This is a genomic window from Pristimantibacillus sp. Z349TD_6, assembly GCF_056173205.1.
Map to the genome: position 1 here is coordinate 2403739 of NZ_CM149662.1, position 18593 is coordinate 2422331.

Sequence of the window (18593 nt, forward strand, 5' to 3'; positions counted from 1 at the left end):
GGCATTTGAAGCTCGCTGGGGGATGATTAGCGCAACCGGTATTATCGGGCTGCTGGGGGGAACGGTTTGTCAATATCGACTTAATCACGAGGCTCATCCCGCCGAAACAGCTTTGCGGCGCGAGCTATACGGAAATAGAACTAGAAATTAGCTCTATTTCGCTCAAACTGACCAAAACCGCACAAATAGAACTAAAAACTAGTCTTATTATTGTTTGAATCCCGCCGAATTGCCTCTACAGTACGAAACTTACAGAAATAGATATAGAAATTAGCTCTATTTCGCTCAAACTGACCAAAAACGCTCAAATAGAACTAAAAACTAGTCTTATTATTGCGTGTATCCCGCCGAATTGCCTTTGAAGCGCGAAACATACATAAATAGATCTAGAAATTAGCTCTATTTCGCTCAAACTGACCAAAATTGGATAAATAGAACTAAAAACTAGTCTTATTATTGTGTGTATCCCGCCGAATTTCCTCTAAAGCGCGAACTACACGGAAATAGATTTAGAAATTAGCTCTATTTCACTCATACTGACCAAAACCGGACAAATAGAACTAATAACTAGTCTTATTATTGTTTGCATCCCGCGGAATTGCCACTAAAGCGCGAAACTTACAGAAATAGAACTAGAAATTAGCTTTATTTCACTCATACTGACCCAAACCGCACAAATAGAACTAAAAACTATACTTATTACTGCGTGTATCCCACCGAATTGCCTTTGAAGCGCGAAACTTACAGAAATAGAACTAGAAATTAGCTCTATTTCACTCATACTGACCCAAACCGCACAAATAGAACTAAAAACTATACTTATTACTGCGTGTATCCCACCGAATTGCCTTTGAAGCGCGAAACTTACAGAAATAGAACTAGAAATTAGCTCTATTTCACTCAAACTGACCCAAACCGCACAAATAGAACTAAAAACTAGTCTTATTATTGTTTGCATCCCGCCGAATTGCCTCTAAAGCGCGAACTACACGGAAATAGAACTAGAAATTAGCTCTATTTCACTCAAACTGACCAAAACCGGACAAATAGAACTAAAAACTAGTCTTATTATTGCGTGTATCCCGCCGAATTGCCCCTGCAGCACGAAACTTACAGAAATAGAACTAGAAATTAGCTCTATTTCACTCAAACTGACCAAAACCGCACAGATAGAACTAAAAACTAGTCTTATTAATGCGTGCATAAGGTATTTCAATCTCCATCCTGCTAAGTCAAAAAGGAGGCAATGCAACAACAGGTTTCTAAAATTCTCACTAATCGACGTTTCTCAGTGAATCAGAGAGCTGATACTTGAAATAGACTCTCAAAAAAGTCGTACGGATTCTTTATTGTCCTGAATTCTCTAAATCATTATATAGACAACATGTAACTGTCATCCTAAACGCAACTTTTTCTTCACTCTAGTCGTCATACTTACCAAATAAAGCCAAACTACGGGCGCATTAGATTTTTAGTGTGCAATGGAGGCCTTGTATTGATGATTATCAAAAAATATCAAACGACAGCAATCGTTGTGCTTCTTGCCTTACTCGTTGGATGTGAAGGCAATGCCATTAACGACATGCCATCAAATCAAATATCCGCTAAGGAAACACCCGCGAATGCTGTGCAGCTCGTCCAAAAAGAAGAAGCCGCAACTCCTATACCGATTACGATCGATACGATTAAGAGTGAGATAAAAGATGATTTGACCCAAGATCAGGTTTATACTCTGTTTGGAATACCAGCATCATCTGGAGAGAATTACATCATGATGAACGGTAAAATGAGTGTCATTGATCAATACATATATGAAGAGGGCCAATCAAAACTCGTCATTCAATGGTCCAAGGAAGGGCAGCTGCTATACGCTGTGTTCTACGATACGGATGCTTCAGGGAAACGGAGGAGCTTCCTGCCTGCTATTAAGGGGCTGTCGTCATCCTCATCAGAAAATAATCTTGTAGCTAGAGAGCATGCGATAGAGCTGGATAAGCCAGTTACATTATATACGAACACCAATGCCTATGAGTGGTGGGGAGGAACACGTGCTGTTAAGTTCATCTCTGTAGATGCACGGGCAAAATATAAAGTCGTTACATTGTCGGATGATTTTGCCGAAATTCAGGACGAATCGGGATATGGTGGGTTTGTACCCGTGTGGTATTTAACGAAAGAAGCCGCTCAAGTGAAAGATATAGCACCTCTATCGTTAAGAGCAAAAGAAAGTGCTAAAGGGAAGTGGTATCCGAATTCACAAGGTGATGCCACAACTATGAAAGAGGGAGATACCCTCTATGCTTACAAGCAATATGGGGATTGGTATGGAGCTGCCGTACCGGATAGTGCCGAAGGTGATAAATCCTATGGCCTTCTATGGATTCGTAAGGATCAAGTAACGTCAGCTGGTGGTGCTGCGCCTTTGTTTGAGATTGAAAATAGCAAACAAGCGGTAGCTGCTGCAGTGCGGAGTGTACTTGTGCCTGGTCTTGAGAAAGCTCGCGTGAAGGCGATCTTTGGTGAACCTTCGTTCGAAGAGTCTTCCGAAAATGTAGCACCATTAGAAGAAAAAGCTCGCACCCTTCCATTATGGCGTTATGAGGGTGAGCAAAATGAGCTTATCGTTGCTTGGTCAGAAGCGGGGACACTTCGGTATTCGATATACCGAGACTCCCCCGAACTAATTGCGCCACAATATGGTGTTAGTGCTCAGGGGCCTCTTGCACCTTCGCTGCATATGCAGTGGGATTGGCGCTTCAAGTCCGATCTCGGATTCAATTTTCTACTTGAGAAGGTTGGTAATGTTCTGCTCATCGCAGGCGAGGATGGCGGTTTCAGCGGAATGCACAATAATTCGAATATATATGCGCTTGACTCAGCTACGGGTCGCAAGAAATGGCAGTTTGATTTTGGCTTTGGAAGACATGATTACGGTTTATCGCAAGATAAAGAACGAATAGCGTTTCTTAAAAGTTCTATGAAAGAAGACCGTCCAGTTCATACGCTTCAGGCATTAAAGACAGCTACCGGAAAAAAAATGTGGCAAAAGAAGCTGGACAATGGTAAGGATGTAACCTCATTTGCTGTATCCAAAAACGTGATTTCAGCCGTACAATCAAAGCGAATCAGCACAACGGAAGAAAAGTTTACTTATGATCTCATCGGGTGGAGTATGGGAACAGGCAAGCAGCTTTGGAATATTGAGCTAGCTCATGAATCAGAATTGGTTCGTGATGTCGGCAATCAAGACGTACTGCTTGTACAGGCTGGTGAGGACATGAGCCCTGTCATTTTGAATGAGCTGCAAGCATACGATCCGTTGACTGGAAAGGTGCTCTGGAAGAAGCCGGAGCGTAAAGCGGCCTCAGATCAAGAAGTGACGGATAGTGTTCGTTATGCGGAGCGTTCGAAAGCTTTTTGGACGAGGACGGTGGATGAATTAGTGTTAGTAGATGCCAAGACAGGCAAGGATGGGCTTCGCCTGCCTCTTGCCGGTTATAGCCGTTACGATATTATTGATGAAAATTATATCTTTCTACAGCAGTCATCTGATAATAACTTGTATAGTGAAAACGTGAAAAGCTCTTTAATCGAAGTTAAGTCAGGCAGGCCGTTATTTACATTAGAAGGAAGAGCTGAATTCGGGAAAATAGAAGGAAGCTTGTTATATTATCGCCTGAATGGTAAAGCGATGTCTTTTGATTTGAAAAAGGAAGAGCAGCGCTGGACAACATCGGGGGTTCCTGGCAAGCAAACGGCTGGCGCTTCAGTTGTTCATTATGGCGGCAAGCTGATCGGCGTCTTTCCGGGTCTCGGTAATATGTATGTGTTAGATGAATCGACTGGAGAAGCAGTGAATAGACTCTCGGACGTTCGAGTTGGGTATTACGATTTTACGCCGAATGAACTGCTGAATGGTTATTTATCGGTTATTGATGGGCAGTTTTATGTAGGCTCTTCGAATGGGTATTTTAGTAAGATAAAATAGAAGGAAGTGTGTTATGCCAATTGATGCCGTATTATTTGATTTTGATGGGACTTTAGCAGATACTTTGCCATTATCGTTTGAAGCTTTTAACACCGTGTTCAAAACATATGACAATCGAGATGTTACGAATGAAGAGCTCATAGCGATGTTTGGTCCGACAGAAGAGGAGATCATTGCAAATCATTTCAGGAATGAAGAATTCATTTTACAAGCGATTATGGACTATTATGCGATTTACAAGCAGGGGCATTTTGATACCATCGAAAAGGATCAGGCTATTATTGATTTGCTAGAACATTTGAAAGGAAAGGGGATCAAAATCGGAGTCATCACAGGAAAAAGCAGGCGAGCATTCCAGATTTCATCTGAAGCGCTGAATTTAATAAGTTACTTTGATGTGGTGATTACTGGGGATGATGTCGTGAAGCCCAAACCTGATCCCGAAGGTATATATAAGGCGTTAGAAATCCTTGGCGTTGATAAATCCAAAACCGTATTTATTGGCGACAGTAATGCAGATATTGTGGCAGGTAAATCTGCTGGCTTACGGACCTATGGCGTGCAATGGCTGTCAACGTTCCAAAGCAGCGTGTTTGATATACCGCCTGATGCTATTTTCAGAAGCGTATCTGAATTTCTTGACATCATGAAGGAAGAGGGATAAACCGATGGAATTGAAGTGGTTGGAGTGGGCGAAACAGATGCAGGCGATTGCTCAAACGGGACTTACGTACACGAAGGATGTTTATGATATAGAACGTTATGAACAACTGCGGCAGATGAGTATAGAAATTATGATGAACTATACTTTGGTCAGTCAGGAGAAAATTGCTCTAACTTTCGCAAGTGATTCTGGTTATGCCACCCCAAAGGTCGATATTCGTGGTGTGATTTTTAAGGAAAATAAAATACTGCTTGTTCGCGAGAAGCTGGATGGCGCATGGGCATTGCCGGGAGGCTGGGCGGATATCGGTTATTCGCCTTCGGAGATTGCAGTGAAAGAGGTCAAAGAAGAATCAGGGTTTGATGTTGCGCCCGTTCGTTTGCTCGCTGTATTGGATAAAAAATTCCATGATCATCCGCCTGAGCCTTACCATGTATATAAGTTTTTTATACTTTGTAAAATCGTTGGTGGAGAGGCCGCTGTCGGAGTAGAAACAAGTGCGGTTGATTTTTTTGAGATAGATCAATTGCCAGAGCTGTCTGCGGAGAGAAACACCAAAAAACAGATTCAAACGTTGTTTGAGTTTCTGGAAAACCCAAATAAAGAGATTATTCTGGATTGAACTGTTGCAATAATCGGGATCGTAATATTTTATATACCTTGAGATGAAGCGGGTTTATTTTCAATTGTCGAAATACCGTACATGCACTTCTAGGCGGCTACCCACATATAATGGAGAACAGACTTCAGTGTTCATCTGTAATACATCGTGGGGGTGACTGAGCATGCCAGGATTGTTTTCGGCAATAGCACTATTTATTAAACAGCTTTCGCTACTTGTCTCTTATGTCAAAAATAATGCTTTTCCCCAGCCTCTTCAAGAGGAGGAGGAAACTAAACATCTGCAACTGATGGCGGAAGGTAATCAACGTTCACGAAATCTTTTGATCGAACATAACCTTCGACTTGTCGCTCACATAGTGAAAAAATTCGACAATACTGGGGAGGATCTCGAGGATTTGATCTCGATCGGGACAATTGGTCTGATTAAGGCGATCGAGAGCTTTCAAACCGGGAAAGGGACGAAGCTCGCTACATTTGCTGCTCGTTGTATCGAGAATGAAATACTTATGCATCTGCGGTCTTTGAAAAAGACTAGGAAAGACGTATCACTTCATGACCCAATTGGAACGGATAAGGAAGGCAATGAAATTACGCTGATCGATATCCTCGGTACTGAAGCGGATGATATCGTCGATAAGGTGCAATTGAAAATTGAAAAGTCGAAGATATATAAGAATTTGGATATACTTGATGACCGCGAGAAGGAAGTTGTTATTGGACGGTTTGGTTTGGAGCATGGCGGGGATGAGCGGACGCAGCGGGAGATTGCGAAGGAGCTTGGGATTAGTCGGAGTTATGTTTCAAGGATAGAGAAGAGAGCACTCATGAAGCTTTATCATGAGTTTTATAAGGCGAAGCGATGAGAAATGACCTGAGCTCTAATATTAAATTTGATCTTATCGTATGCAACGATAAAGTTAGGGTTTGATTGCACGATGTTATATCAATAAATGAAACCAAATGGCTGAGATGCCGTTTGGTTTTTTCTGTCTGTATACACACTCCACACATGTGGAGTGCGTGGCTGTGTTGGTTTGGAACGGAACTGAAGAGAAGTAACATTAACAGCCCTTCTAGCGAAGGGCTGTTATATCGTTTATACTGATAAAACCAATTTACTTCTTAGGAGTTGTCTAGCGAATCATGATAAAGAAAGAGGTCGCGCATATACGCAAGCAATTTAAGCTGGATCACGATATGATGAATATTAACGACATTCTCAACGTGTATATTATGAAGGATAGCAACGAGGTCTATCATTGGGAGAGCCAGGCGTTTGCTCTGGTGGATAGAGAGAAGCAGGAGTTGTATATGGGGAATTTCAAAAAACTGCTGACCGGAGAATTGGATCAGAAGTTGTTCGAGTTGAAGTTTCAGGAGGAAGCAGAGGATCCGACGCGAGTGATACTTCACCAAGGTTTGTCGACAGGCAATCCTGAAGAATGGAAGGACCTGATGCTGCTGTTGGTGGATAAAATGTTGGTGGATACCAAGTATGAACAGGATACAGTAGTCACGTTCGTTCGTGGACAGTATTTCCGGCCGACCAAGGGCAGAAATGAAGAAGCCGAAGAGAGCGGGAAGGACGAACTGTTCGCGCATCCGTTCATTCTATGCAGCATGAATTCCACGGAGAAGCAAAAGAAGACTCTCTTGTTCGATTATGTGGAGAGGGAATTTAAGTACAATGTCATTGTAGATCCGATTATCAAGTTAAGTTCGCCGGAGCACGGGTTCTTTTACCCTAGCGTGACGGATAACTATTCCGATGTGAACCGCATTCTGTATTGTACGGCAAAATCGAATTATCCAGATCCGCACTTCATCGGACAGGTCTTAAATGCCGAAAGATCCATGACGGCAATGGAAGAGAGGGCTATTTTCGAAGACATCGTGAAGGAAGTAGTGGGCGAACAACTCGACGTAGCCACTCTCGCACAGGTGTACGAGGAGATCCACCAAGTAATCGAAACCAACGAAGATAAAGAAGAACCCCCGAAGTTGGATTATAAAGATGTGGAACGTGTGCTGACAATAAGCGGCATAGATAACGTGACGACGGATAAAGTGGAACGTGCGTTTCAAACGATTGTCGACGATAGGAACTATGAAATGAAGGCAAGCAGCGTTATGCCGAAATTCACTTCAAAATCGATTAAGATCGATACAAAGGTAGCCTCGATTTCGGTCAGCCCGCAGGATTTAAAATATGTGAGACAGGTAAATTATCAAGGGAAACGATGCATCCTGATTGAGATCGACGAAGATGCCGTAGTCGAAGGATTTACGCTCAGTACAGAGACGTTATAGACTCAGTTGACAGCATTGGTTGATGCGGTTGCAGCCTTTGAATAGGTCGGCGCATAATGTGTTCTTGAGGGAAAGAAAATATTTTAAGGGGACGAGCTGGAATGTGTTGACGTTTGGTTTACATCAGGTTGTGTCCACAACGTCAAAAAATTCGACAATACTGGGGAGGATCTCGAGGATTTGATCTCGATCTGGACAATCGGTCTGATTAAAGCGATCGAGAGCTTCCAAACCGGGAAAGGGACGAAGCTCGCTACATTTGCTGCTCGTTGTATCGAGAATGAAATACTTATGCTCCTTCGGTCTTTGAAGAAGACTAGGAAAGACGTATTACTTCATGATCCAATTGGAACGGATAAGGAAGGCAATGAAATTACGCTGATCGATATCCTCGGTACTGAAGCGGATGACATCGTCGATAAGGTGCAGTTGAAAATTGAAAAGTCGAAGGTATATAAGAATTTGGATCTACTTGATGACCGCGAGAAGGAAGTTGTCATTGGGCGCTTCGGGTTGGAGCATGGCGGGGATGAGCGGACGCAGCGGGAGATTGCGAAGGAACTTGGGATTAGTCGGAGTTATGTTTCAAGGATAGAGAAGAGAGCGCTTATGAAGCTTTATCATGTGTTTTATAAGGCGAAGCGGTGATAATGACCTGAGCTCTTATATTACATCAGATCTTATCGTATATAACGATAAAGTTAGGGTTTGATTGCACGATGTTATATCAATAAATGAAACCAAATGGCAGAGATTCCGTTTGGTTTTTTCTTTATGTATACGTACTCCGCACATGTGGAGTGCTTAATATTGATGATTCTGAAACAATAATTGAGATGTGACGGTGCGGCTCAAAGGCATGGATTGTAATGATATGATCGTATACGCTTAGGCACTGGCATTAAGCGAAACGGGCAGTTTAGCGGAACAAAACGGTTAGATAGTTCTCAAATATAATATTAAATCCATGGTATGATGTGGGAAATGGGTCAAGGTTAGGTGAGCAGATTTACTATTTTTGCGAAGGATGCGATAAAAGGATATGGAAAGTTCGAATCAATGGGATGCAGAATGGGAAGTATCAGAAGAATTGGCTTATAAATTAATAAGTAGTCAGTTTCCGCAGTTAGCTACAAAAAGCGTAAAAAAACTAGGACATGGCTGGGATAACACTGTTTTTCTTGTCGGGGCCGAATATGCATTTCGCTTTCCAAGAAGAGAAGTTGCAATTAATTCTTTAAGGATGGAAGGAAAGATACTGCCTAAGCTTAAAGATTATTTTTCCATTGCATATTCGATACCGCTATTTTTTGGGGAAGGGGATTATAATTATCCTGCACCCTTCCTAGGCTACCCCTATTTATTCGGAGAGTTTCCAATCGGATTAACTGACAAGCAACGAGCGCTATCAGCAACAACGCTCGCGCAATTTTTAAAAAGCTTACATGCATTCCCTGTGCAAATTGCCCAAGAAAATGGAGTTCAACATGACCATAGAAATCTGACTGATATTGCGATGCGTAAGGAGAAGATACATAAATTCATTTCCGATCTTGCCCTTCATTTCAGTGAAGAAGAATATCATTCAATATCAAATTATTTGGAACAGCTCAGAACTGAAAGAGTGAATCAAAAGTATGTATTCCTTCATGGTGACCTTCATTTTAAAAATATACTGGTAGATGAGAATGGAATTGTTTCAGGGATTATCGACTGGGGAGATATCAATATAGGACATCCTGCTTGTGATTTGAATGTTGTGTATAGCTTTTTACCTCCGGATGCGCGTTCTGACTTTTTCAAAGAATATGGGGATGTAGATGAAGAAACGAAGATCTTATCTCGATTAATTGCCATATATATTCCCATTTTGATAATGATGCAGGCAAATGATGATAAAGATGAAAGGTTGGTTGATGAAGCAAAAGCGAACATAAAACGTGCTCTTTCAGATTAAGAAATGTCATTTCGCTAACGAGGAACGAAAGTTGAAGAAATCGCCTTATCATAGGTGATCTTTTTCTTTATTTATCAAAAAAATTTACGATAATAGTGCCTTGATTCATCGCAATATTACGTACTCCAGTCATGTGGAGTGCGTGGTGGGGATATGTCGAGTCGATACCTAAAGGTCTATAGTTATCTGCATTCTGCGAAGTATTTCTCCTTTGCGCAGGATGAGAGTGACTATAAAAATAAGGTGTTGAGGGATACGATTAAAGTTTCAGTTGTTTTGGATTTGAAATGGGTAGATATGACGAGCGATTTCTAGATCTCCTTTAGAATGGCAATATATCCATGACGGCAATTTTACGGGTAATCTCTTGGATGAATGAGCTTTGGATAACAATCCGATATCCAATTTTTATGAGATAAATTTATAAAAGTGGGATCAGAAACACGAAAGGCCACCTTCAATGCAAAATGAAGGTGGCCTTTCGTATTACACCATATTATGCGAACCCTTTTTCGACCCGTCAAAAATGCCTGAATCCCTTGCCGGACAAGGCATTCCCCACTTTCTCCACTTCGCTTTTGTCGCTTTGTCTTCGCATAACTTAAATTTTCTCAGCTAAGATATACGAATCAGGTACATGAGGGTTATGTGCAAAAAAAGATATGCGAACCTGAGGTTTACTTGATATACGAAGCTGATAAATAAAGATTAACTCATGTATGGGTCAACATTCAAGTCTGCAGAAGTTAGCGTGGCAGAATCGATAAACAGCTTTAAATTTGAATGAACATTTGGGGAAACGGTAGGGCTAAAGTCGCAACAAACTGAAAATAAATCAGTCGAATTATAGGAAAGAGATTGCTTATGGTGAAGAGAAAAGTCGCGGCGTGGGAGGAATTGATGGATTTGATGGAGAATAGTTAGGATAATAGTTACAAGTATAATAGTTTCTGGGGGAATCAATATTAAGCAAAAGGGCATGCTTAATAATCATTTGTAGAAGTCTCAAGGAATGAAAATAGCCATGTCATTTTTTAATTCATACCACAATTCAAATTTAGCATGAGAATGGACAGTATCTGTTCAGAAGTTTGTGCAACGACTAATTGATTCGATCTATTTATATAAAACATATTAAGCTATGTCTGAGATTTAAGGAGCAGGATTAGAGTGAGCTTAGAGAAATATTCTATGAATATACAAGACTTAACCAAACAGGTTGTCAATTTAATTTCATTGAAGCAAGAAGGTGCGTACTGGGATTTTAAGCGAGAATGGCATAGTAATAAGTCTGATCTCTTACACGATATTATATGCATGGCGAATAACTTATCAAACCAGGATGGTCTGATTATTATCGGTGTTGACGAAGAAATGGAATTTTTACTACAGGACATAGTAAATGATTCCAATAGGAAGAAGACACAAGATTTAGTATCTTTTCTGCGCGATAAAAAGTTTGCTGGTGGAATAAGGCCAACAGTTACAGTCCAGTCAATCAAATTATCTCTAAAAACTATAGATGTAATAGTTGTACGCAATGATCGCAATACACCGTATTATTTGATAGAGCATTATCAGGGAGTTTTTGCAAATAATATTTATGTTCGAATTATGGATACTAATACACCGAGAAATACTTCTGCTGATATTAATATAATCGAAAGTCTTTGGAAAAAACGCTTTGGAATAAATGCGACTGTACTTGAACGTGTAATTCTTTATTTACAAAGTCCATCAGATTGGATTGACTCGTCTGATGAATCAAGAAGGTACTATAAGTTTGCCCCTGAATTTACTATAGAACAAACTTCAGCTGCCGATAACAGAAATGGTTACGTGTTCTATCTGTTTGGGCAATATGATAACCATCCTCACTGGTATGATATCAATGTCTATTATCATCAAACACTATTAAAAACATTAGGGGGCACTGCCTTAGATGGGGGGAGATATTTCACAGCCACTCCTAAAACAGGTGGGATATCATTGGATGGGAATAGATCTAATTGGGACGTTAGTTATAAATATTTCATTAAAGAATCAATTGAATATATTGTTCATAGGTTTTATATTACTCATGATATTGATGAAGAATTCACATCAAGGAGACGATTTTTAGATTGCGTTCTTGTCTTTAATTCGGAGTTTGAAAAAGCAAGCTTTGATAAGTTTGTAAAAGAGAGATATTCACACTATAATGCCTCCGATTTTACAACAAACCTTCCTCACTTTCCACATTTAGAGGGCTATAAGATGAGTGCTTTTAAAAAGGATTATATGAATGCGCTCATTCTTAAAAAAATGCTTAATGATTTTAGAGCAATCTAAGGGAGTACAGAATTCTGATTTGAGATTCGTATTTTCAGAGATATTTTATTTGTATATTTTTTGAAATAACAATGGCACTCATTTTTCTGATAACCATATCCTTGTTGGAGGACACGTCAATGGATCAGCGTTCGGATAATCTACCGGAATCTCCTGAAACTCATAATCAAGAAAGGCGATCCAAAGCAATGTTTGACATAATTGTTCCGGATCATTTATTTCTTGTGAGAAATGAAGATGGCGGAGATTATGGAGTCGATAAGGTAATTGAATTGAAGTTGCAAGGTACGCGAATGTCAAACTTTAGATCACAAATTCAATTAAAATGTACCAGTTCGAGACTTAGAAATTCTTATCTATCTTTCTCTGTTCCTATTAAGACGTTGAATTACTTGAAGAATCAACCAAGCTCATTGTTTGTCATATTTCTAGAACACAAAAAAATATTCCTTTGGGAGTGGATCTCTGAGATAGTGAATTTTGCGGTCTCAAAAGGAATTGAAATTACAACAACAGATCAAAAAACAATTGATTTTCATTTTATCAAGAAGTTAGACGATCTCGCTTTCGAGGAAATACATAAAGAAATTAGGATAAAAGGTTCTATAACAGCGCAAATTTCAGATAATTTAAAGCTTTCAAATCCAACGACCACAAATATTCTAATAAATGTGCAAGATCAAAAAGTTAGGAATTCAGAAGAATTGGTTATGTATGTAAAACAATATGGATATTCGCTAGCTAACGAAGGCGGATTTTCTTTGCTTTATGAATGGATTTCTCATGTGCCGTTACAGTTTAAATCTGACGTGGAGTATTCTCTAGCTGTTGCTTATATTAAATACAAAAATGGTGAGTATTATGATGCTTTCTCCTGGGTGCCGAAAGGAATAAAATCGCTAAAACTAGATGAGACTCAGAAAGGATTGGCTGAATATTTAGATATATCGTTAAAGTACTTACTTAACATGTGTAGTTCTGAAGTTTATAACAATTTATTTAATTCATTTATTGAAAAATATCCTCATAATCAGATAACGTTACAACACAAGTTGTTCAGATTGAGAGAGCAATTGATTAATGCCGACCTAACATTAAAAGATAAATATAAAGAGTTAACTGATTCGTTTCATACATTAATAAAAATGATAAAGCAAATGCATTCTCCTGAATCAACGTTAATAAAGTTTGTTGATTTAATAGAATGGGAACTGAATGGATATCAAATATTAAGAGAGCTACATTTTAGTAGATTTAATATGGAAGGTAGAGACACAATCGGTTACCCCATTCCTCACCAGCAGCGAACTCATTCAGCACAGATATTAATTCAAAAAATTACAGAATGGATGCTAACTTTCAGATCAATATTTATGTCTATTGAGGATGAAGTTAGTAGAGCACGCGCTAATACCATATTTGCAGGTGTTCAACTTCAATTTATTGCACAAACTCGTGTGTACAACGATCTAACCAATGATGGTGATTCAATACTCCATTCAATGAAGGAGTCATTGGAACACGGAACATTAGTGCTAGAACAATGTGGTTATCTGCATGAATTATTCCGCGCACAAATGTCTTTAGCAGAATGTTATATGGGACTAGGCCTAGTCGAACAAGCAACTGAATTAGTTCAGCAAGTCATGTTAAATGCAGAAAGCATAGGAGTCTTGGAGATTGTAACATATTGCAAATTATTTCTAGATGGATATTATATTTTTAATTATACAAGTATAGCTCAAGCAGAATCTAAAAGTAAAAGAATACTTTCAGTATTATCGGATACCGAAATTGAAAAGTATGCTCGACAAATGATTGAATTATTAGAAATTCCAAGCGAAAGATTTCCGAATGTGTTAACTGAATATCGATGGTTGCAACAGGATGAGATAGACAGATTCCAATATTGCGAGCACATTGGTTCTAGGCAGGATATAAGCGTTAATAAAGAACTTCAAAATAAATTTCTCGTTAATCCTGACAGAATAATTATTTGCGAGAAATTTGGATATGAATCACTAATTGGACTAAATCGTGATGATTTAGTAAGGGATTTAAAATCTAATTTTTGTGTGAGATGCAATTTTCAGAAACCTATGAGTTAATTGAGTTTTAAGTTAAAAGGAAGGCATTACAAGGGACCTACTAACAAAAAAATTGCATTTGAAATTTATTAAGGTATCATTCCAATCTAACATTATTTCTGTAGGCATCATTAATATATAATTTATATAAGTTGGATAATTAACTTCTTTGAGTTGCCAATGCTTTAGATTTACTTTCACCTTCTATAACACTAATAGGGGATATAATATGGAAGAACTATTAACTAGATTCATACTTCAAGAAGTAGAGTGTGAATATCTTGATTTCAAAGCAGAGCAATACGTCGATAAGGTTTCTTTATTAAAAGATTTTATTGCAATGGCGAATTCCAATTATCGTGGGGATAAATATATCATAATTGGAGTTAAAGATATGCCAGGGCTTCCAAGAGAGATAAGAGGTATCTCATCAGATGAAATTAGGGATTCGGCGGAATATCAACAATTAATCTTTGAAAACGTAGATCCTTACATAAACTTTAACTTCTTAGTCGTTAGCTTTAATCAAGTGAAACTAGGAGTATTTCACTTTCATAATAATATTAAACAACCATACATGATGAAAAAAGATTACAGGAATCTGCATAGTGGTCATTGTTTTATTAGAAAGGGTAGTTTAAATACTTTAGCAGTCAGAAGTGACTTTGATTTATTCTACTCTAACCGAGAAGAATTTATAATTACTTTTCTAGATTCATTGTTGAGTTCTATTAATGATCGCGATGGTTATGCATCAATCAAATTGTCTTTGCGGAACATAACAAGTCTACCCATAGTAATTGACAATGGGAAACTGTTTATTAAGGATAGTGCTGGAGCTGTTATAACAGAGCATCCAGTATACGGTTTCAATAACTATGAAGGTGCAGATTTTCAAATAGAATTGGGGAGGTTTTCCGAAAAAACAGGATTTTTAATTGTCGATTTAGGTTCTACAAACTGCGTGATATTAGGCTTAAATGAAGATGGTTTTACAAACGAGACTTTTATATTTGAATTATTATTAGAAGATACACTTAAGAATGAGTACCGGGCCACAGTAAATAATGGGCAAGTTTGGGCAAGAGGGAATGTACTGCATAAAGTACGTCTGAAAATGAAATTAGAAGCTAAGAAATCGTAGCTAAGTTACTGGGATATGTAGAAAAATGTCGAATTGAGGGAAGGGTTCTCACATTCTTTGGACAATATTTGCTTTTAGGAATGTTGTTGGAGAATAATGTGGATTCAGCTGTCTGCAGTAAACTAGAAGATTTCGGAGTTACATACCTTCTGAAAGGGCATCACTATCATGGATGGCCGTTTAAAATGGGTACACGCTATTAATTAAAGCAAAAGGTGAAACCAGTGCTTTGGAAAAAAACAACACGTACTGCTAGCCTTTCAACCGAAATCAGATTAAGAATCACATTGGCAAGCGCTGTTAGTAGCTTCAAGAATTATTACTAAGCAAAAGGACTCCAAAAAATAATGGAGTTGCAAGTTCATTGCCGCTTTATGTTGGTCATCGATAAATTATCAGTACGATCGAGTTTTACATTAAAGAAATTGGACATATATGTCTTATAGGTTAAGGACAAATACGGTGTTGAAATTATGTTTATTGAAGGAGATATTAATGAAATCAGCTCAGATGGTAATTGATGTATTCGCGGTTGAACTAGATGATCTAAGTACTTATGCAAATCGAATTAAGGCATTCTTATCAGAAGAGTTTAATAAGTTGGATCAAGAAATTGAGAGAGCTCTTGAGGGGTTATCTCACGATAAGAAAGATGATTTATTTCATGAAAAGTATTCAGAAAGTTTCCATCAACTTGATAGATCTTTCCCTTCTATCCTGATAAAATCATTGTTCATAAGTACATATTCAACCTTGGAGGTTTGCCTTGATAGACTTTGTAATGTAATACATAAAACTAATGGCTTTCCAATAGAACCGAAAGACCTAGCAGGTGATGGAATATTCAGATCAAAAGCTTATTTAATTAAAGTCGCCAGAATTGATTTTCCCGAGGGACTGAATCCCTGGCAGAAGATTTTACATATGAACAAGTTACGTAATCATTACGTACATAATGGAAGTAATTATGTAGGACTAAATTCCCCTGTCTACAAGGCAGCTAAAGCATTCAAATCTATATCATTTGAAGATACTTTTCGCATTGGGGAAAAAGAAGTTGGGATAACAATTACACACGAATTCTGTATCGAATCAATTAAGTTGATGCAAGAATTCCTTAAGGATTTACGTTCAAAGCTATAGTTTTTTTATATCAAATAAATGATTTTAAGGATGTGGGAAATGGCTAAGAAAGAACGATGTTATTGTGGAAGTGGAAATCGAAATCACTATGGTTGAAATCCATAATACGTGGTCTGAGAAGCGAATTATCTATCTATACAAAAAAGTCATGGGTAATGTCAGGACGTTTCAAGCAGAACATCTAGATTTAAATTCTGGAATCCGGACACAGATTCATTACGTAGGCAACCTAAACAACTTCAAGTCGCTCAAAGTGGGAAGAGCCGAACAAGCCTCCCATGTTCACTTCTCCTTAACGAGGGAAATGTAAGATGATCAATTTACAACTAACATCCTACGATTTACAGAACGCGGCATAACCCATTATTTTGATGATAATCTAAAGTCAATAGAAAGTACGGTATGTAATATATCCCTAACCGGTTGTACAACAAATGAGGTAACTCCAGATTTGACCGATTATCATTAGAGATACGAGGATATTGTTAATGTCTCGTCTGAAAAGTGGTCACTTCATCTTTGGAAATTACCAATTTACTATAGTATACATTATTTAACATCCGCTCAGCGATTTAATCCATGCAAGCAAATGGTTTTGAACAGGATAATTTGGATCTGGACGAAAATAACAGAATGCAAGATTATACGGCAGCAGCAATGAAGTGATTGAATAAAACTAGGCAGAAAGGCAGTATAGAACTCACTTGCCGAGTGTTTACTGTCTTTCTTTATAGTTAGAGTAAGTTATAGTAGCATTGCAGGAGTTTATAAACTTTTGTCGAAATACATAAATATTTGAAGCGGGAAATATACCCACCTTTTGCTGGAGCGGAAAGAGGCGATGTCATGAATGTTAACTTAGAAAACCTTAGAAAGGATTATCATAAGGATAAAGTAATTCCGTTCATTGGATCGGGGTTATCAGTTCCCTTTAAGGTACCAACTTGGGGTGACTTAATTAAGGTAATATCTGATAAGTATGCAACTGGGAAATTAGAATTCTTGAAAGCCACAGTTAATTGGCATCTGGAAAGCAGAGATTATTGGGGTGCTATTGAACAGTTAAAGAAGTATGCTTCACTAATTGATGATGATATACAGAATGAGATCGTGTTGTTGATTAAAGAGAGACAAATTAAACTCACTGATGGTAATAAACATAATTATTCAGATATCGGCAGAATGAACTTTAAATTACATTTGACAACAAACTATGAAAATCTTTTAGATGATCATTTGGAATGTGAACATCGACCAATCTTGCTTAAAGATATTGAGTTCACAACCCAAGAGCTTTTTGATGAGAAAAGAGTATGTCATCTTCATGGATTTACAAGTAATTCAGGTACAATTGTTATCAGTGAACAAAGCTATAAAAAACTGTATGAAGACAAAAAATATGAGAGCATTTTAAGTTTGGTTACTGGCAGCAGAAAGCTATTATTCATGGGGTTTTCGTTTGACGATCAGTTTATACAGCGACTGATCCAAGACCATAAGAAGTATTTTAAAGGAAGCCATTATATTCTCTTAGATGATCCAACTGATGATAAAATTAAAAAATTCAGAGAAGATTTTGGACTGATTACTATCCCTTATTATACTGAAGGTTCTTCGCATTCAGACGAAATAAGAAAAGTATTAAATTATATTGCAAAGCCAATTGATCCGAATAAAGACGGCGTACTTAACAAAGGTGCAGAAACCGATAAACCGATAATTGTAGGGGCTGGTCTATCGGATATAAATCAAAATGTAACCGATAATCTGTTTTATAGAAAACTACAACTCGAAAATGTTGAGCCAGAGACAATTGAGCTAGCATCAATATTCTATATTGCAGCAGAAAAGTATATACGTCAATTAAAGAAAAGCGGTATGGACATAAATGTGATCGATGCAATTTTTTATAAAGTGTTCGGGAAATACAAAGAAAGATACGTTGACACCTATAAAATGTTTGGAGATAGCCAAGAACTGGTGAAAATTGTACATAAAAGCTTAGAGGAAATTGACTTTGGAAGATATGCAGAACTATTCAAAGAGAATAAATCTGATGAGAATGAGAATAGGGGATTAATACACCTTTTAGCGGAAGACGAAAGTAAAACTATTTGGTGGGGGGAGAAGAGATTTGGGTAATCTCAAGAACTTGGTAAGAGAATCCGTCCCAAACTCAGTTCAACTCCTATTCGATAACACAAAGCTAGATATTGTGAAAACTGTATTGCTTCTATATTCCTTCTCATTGCAAAGTAAGACGAAGTACAAAAAAATATCAGAAATAGTATTCTATTATAGTCTTGCGAATTTTGAGTTAAGAAAGTTGTTCGATTCGGAAGAAG

Annotated in this window: 13 protein-coding genes; all 13 read left to right on the plus strand. The window is 38.1% G+C overall.

The window, feature by feature from the left end:
• Positions 1–1498 precede the first annotated feature (1498 nt).
• The 13 genes from AC0VYE_RS10190 to AC0VYE_RS10250 all read left to right on the plus strand — a co-directional run bounded on the left by AC0VYE_RS10190 (position 1499) and on the right by AC0VYE_RS10250 (position 18390).
• Positions 1499–3988, plus strand: a complete 2490-nt coding sequence (locus AC0VYE_RS10190; RefSeq protein WP_475447618.1) for an outer membrane protein assembly factor BamB family protein — start codon at positions 1499–1501, stop codon at positions 3986–3988.
• Positions 3989–4001: 13 nt separating this feature from the next.
• Positions 4002–4652, plus strand: coding sequence for an HAD family hydrolase (locus AC0VYE_RS10195; protein WP_475447620.1), 651 nt, complete (start codon positions 4002–4004; stop codon positions 4650–4652).
• A 4-nt stretch (positions 4653–4656) separates the two neighbouring features.
• A complete protein-coding gene (locus tag AC0VYE_RS10200) occupies positions 4657–5274 on the plus strand; it encodes an NUDIX hydrolase (RefSeq protein ID WP_475447623.1) in 618 nt (205 codons plus the stop codon).
• A 163-nt stretch (positions 5275–5437) separates the two neighbouring features.
• Positions 5438–6139: an RNA polymerase sporulation sigma factor SigK gene (sigK, locus tag AC0VYE_RS10205; RefSeq protein WP_053374990.1), complete on the plus strand. Its 702-nt coding sequence runs from the start codon at positions 5438–5440 to the stop codon at positions 6137–6139.
• A gap of 280 nt (positions 6140–6419) precedes the next feature.
• Entirely contained in the window at positions 6420–7586 is a 1167-nt protein-coding gene (locus AC0VYE_RS10210) for a DUF4317 domain-containing protein (protein ID WP_475447625.1), read from the plus strand.
• A 96-nt stretch (positions 7587–7682) separates the two neighbouring features.
• The gene (gene sigK, locus AC0VYE_RS10215; RefSeq protein ID WP_475449513.1) at positions 7683–8234 is read left to right on the plus strand and encodes an RNA polymerase sporulation sigma factor SigK; all 552 of its coding nucleotides are present in this window, start codon (positions 7683–7685) and stop codon (positions 8232–8234) included.
• 394 nt (positions 8235–8628) lie between these two features.
• Positions 8629–9543 (plus strand): phosphotransferase, encoded by a 915-nt coding sequence (locus tag AC0VYE_RS10220; protein ID WP_475447627.1) that lies wholly within the window; start codon positions 8629–8631, stop codon positions 9541–9543.
• Positions 9544–9696: 153 nt separating this feature from the next.
• Positions 9697–9858, plus strand: a complete 162-nt coding sequence (locus AC0VYE_RS10225; RefSeq protein WP_475447629.1) for a hypothetical protein — start codon at positions 9697–9699, stop codon at positions 9856–9858.
• An 855-nt stretch (positions 9859–10713) separates the two neighbouring features.
• Complete coding sequence (locus AC0VYE_RS10230; protein WP_475447631.1) at positions 10714–11874, plus strand: ATP-binding protein; 1161 nt, start codon at positions 10714–10716, stop codon at positions 11872–11874.
• 119 nt (positions 11875–11993) lie between these two features.
• Positions 11994–13982, plus strand: a complete 1989-nt coding sequence (locus tag AC0VYE_RS10235) for a DUF4365 domain-containing protein (protein ID WP_475447633.1) — start codon at positions 11994–11996, stop codon at positions 13980–13982.
• A 208-nt stretch (positions 13983–14190) separates the two neighbouring features.
• Positions 14191–15105 (plus strand): ATP-binding protein, encoded by a 915-nt coding sequence (locus AC0VYE_RS10240; RefSeq protein WP_475447635.1) that lies wholly within the window; start codon positions 14191–14193, stop codon positions 15103–15105.
• A 495-nt stretch (positions 15106–15600) separates the two neighbouring features.
• Complete coding sequence (locus AC0VYE_RS10245; protein WP_475447637.1) at positions 15601–16248, plus strand: hypothetical protein; 648 nt, start codon at positions 15601–15603, stop codon at positions 16246–16248.
• 846 nt (positions 16249–17094) lie between these two features.
• Positions 17095–18390: an ABC-three component system protein gene (locus AC0VYE_RS10250; protein WP_475447639.1), complete on the plus strand. Its 1296-nt coding sequence runs from the start codon at positions 17095–17097 to the stop codon at positions 18388–18390.
• Positions 18391–18593 lie beyond the last annotated feature (203 nt).

Bases quoted from the DNA above. Each gene is read 5' to 3' on its own strand.
- AC0VYE_RS10190 (WP_475447618.1), top strand. From the start codon at position 1,499: ATGATTATCAAAAAATATCAAACGACAGCAATCGTTGTGCTTCTTGCC.
- AC0VYE_RS10195 (WP_475447620.1), top strand. From the start codon at position 4,002: ATGCCAATTGATGCCGTATTATTTGATTTTGATGGGACTTTAGCAGAT.
- AC0VYE_RS10200 (WP_475447623.1), top strand. From the start codon at position 4,657: ATGGAATTGAAGTGGTTGGAGTGGGCGAAACAGATGCAGGCGATTGCT.
- sigK (WP_053374990.1), top strand. From the start codon at position 5,438: ATGCCAGGATTGTTTTCGGCAATAGCACTATTTATTAAACAGCTTTCG.
- AC0VYE_RS10210 (WP_475447625.1), top strand. From the start codon at position 6,420: ATGATAAAGAAAGAGGTCGCGCATATACGCAAGCAATTTAAGCTGGAT.
- AC0VYE_RS10220 (WP_475447627.1), top strand. From the start codon at position 8,629: ATGGAAAGTTCGAATCAATGGGATGCAGAATGGGAAGTATCAGAAGAA.
- AC0VYE_RS10225 (WP_475447629.1), top strand. From the start codon at position 9,697: ATGTCGAGTCGATACCTAAAGGTCTATAGTTATCTGCATTCTGCGAAG.
- AC0VYE_RS10235 (WP_475447633.1), top strand. From the start codon at position 11,994: ATGGATCAGCGTTCGGATAATCTACCGGAATCTCCTGAAACTCATAAT.
- AC0VYE_RS10240 (WP_475447635.1), top strand. From the start codon at position 14,191: ATGGAAGAACTATTAACTAGATTCATACTTCAAGAAGTAGAGTGTGAA.
- AC0VYE_RS10245 (WP_475447637.1), top strand. From the start codon at position 15,601: ATGAAATCAGCTCAGATGGTAATTGATGTATTCGCGGTTGAACTAGAT.
- AC0VYE_RS10250 (WP_475447639.1), top strand. From the start codon at position 17,095: ATGAATGTTAACTTAGAAAACCTTAGAAAGGATTATCATAAGGATAAA.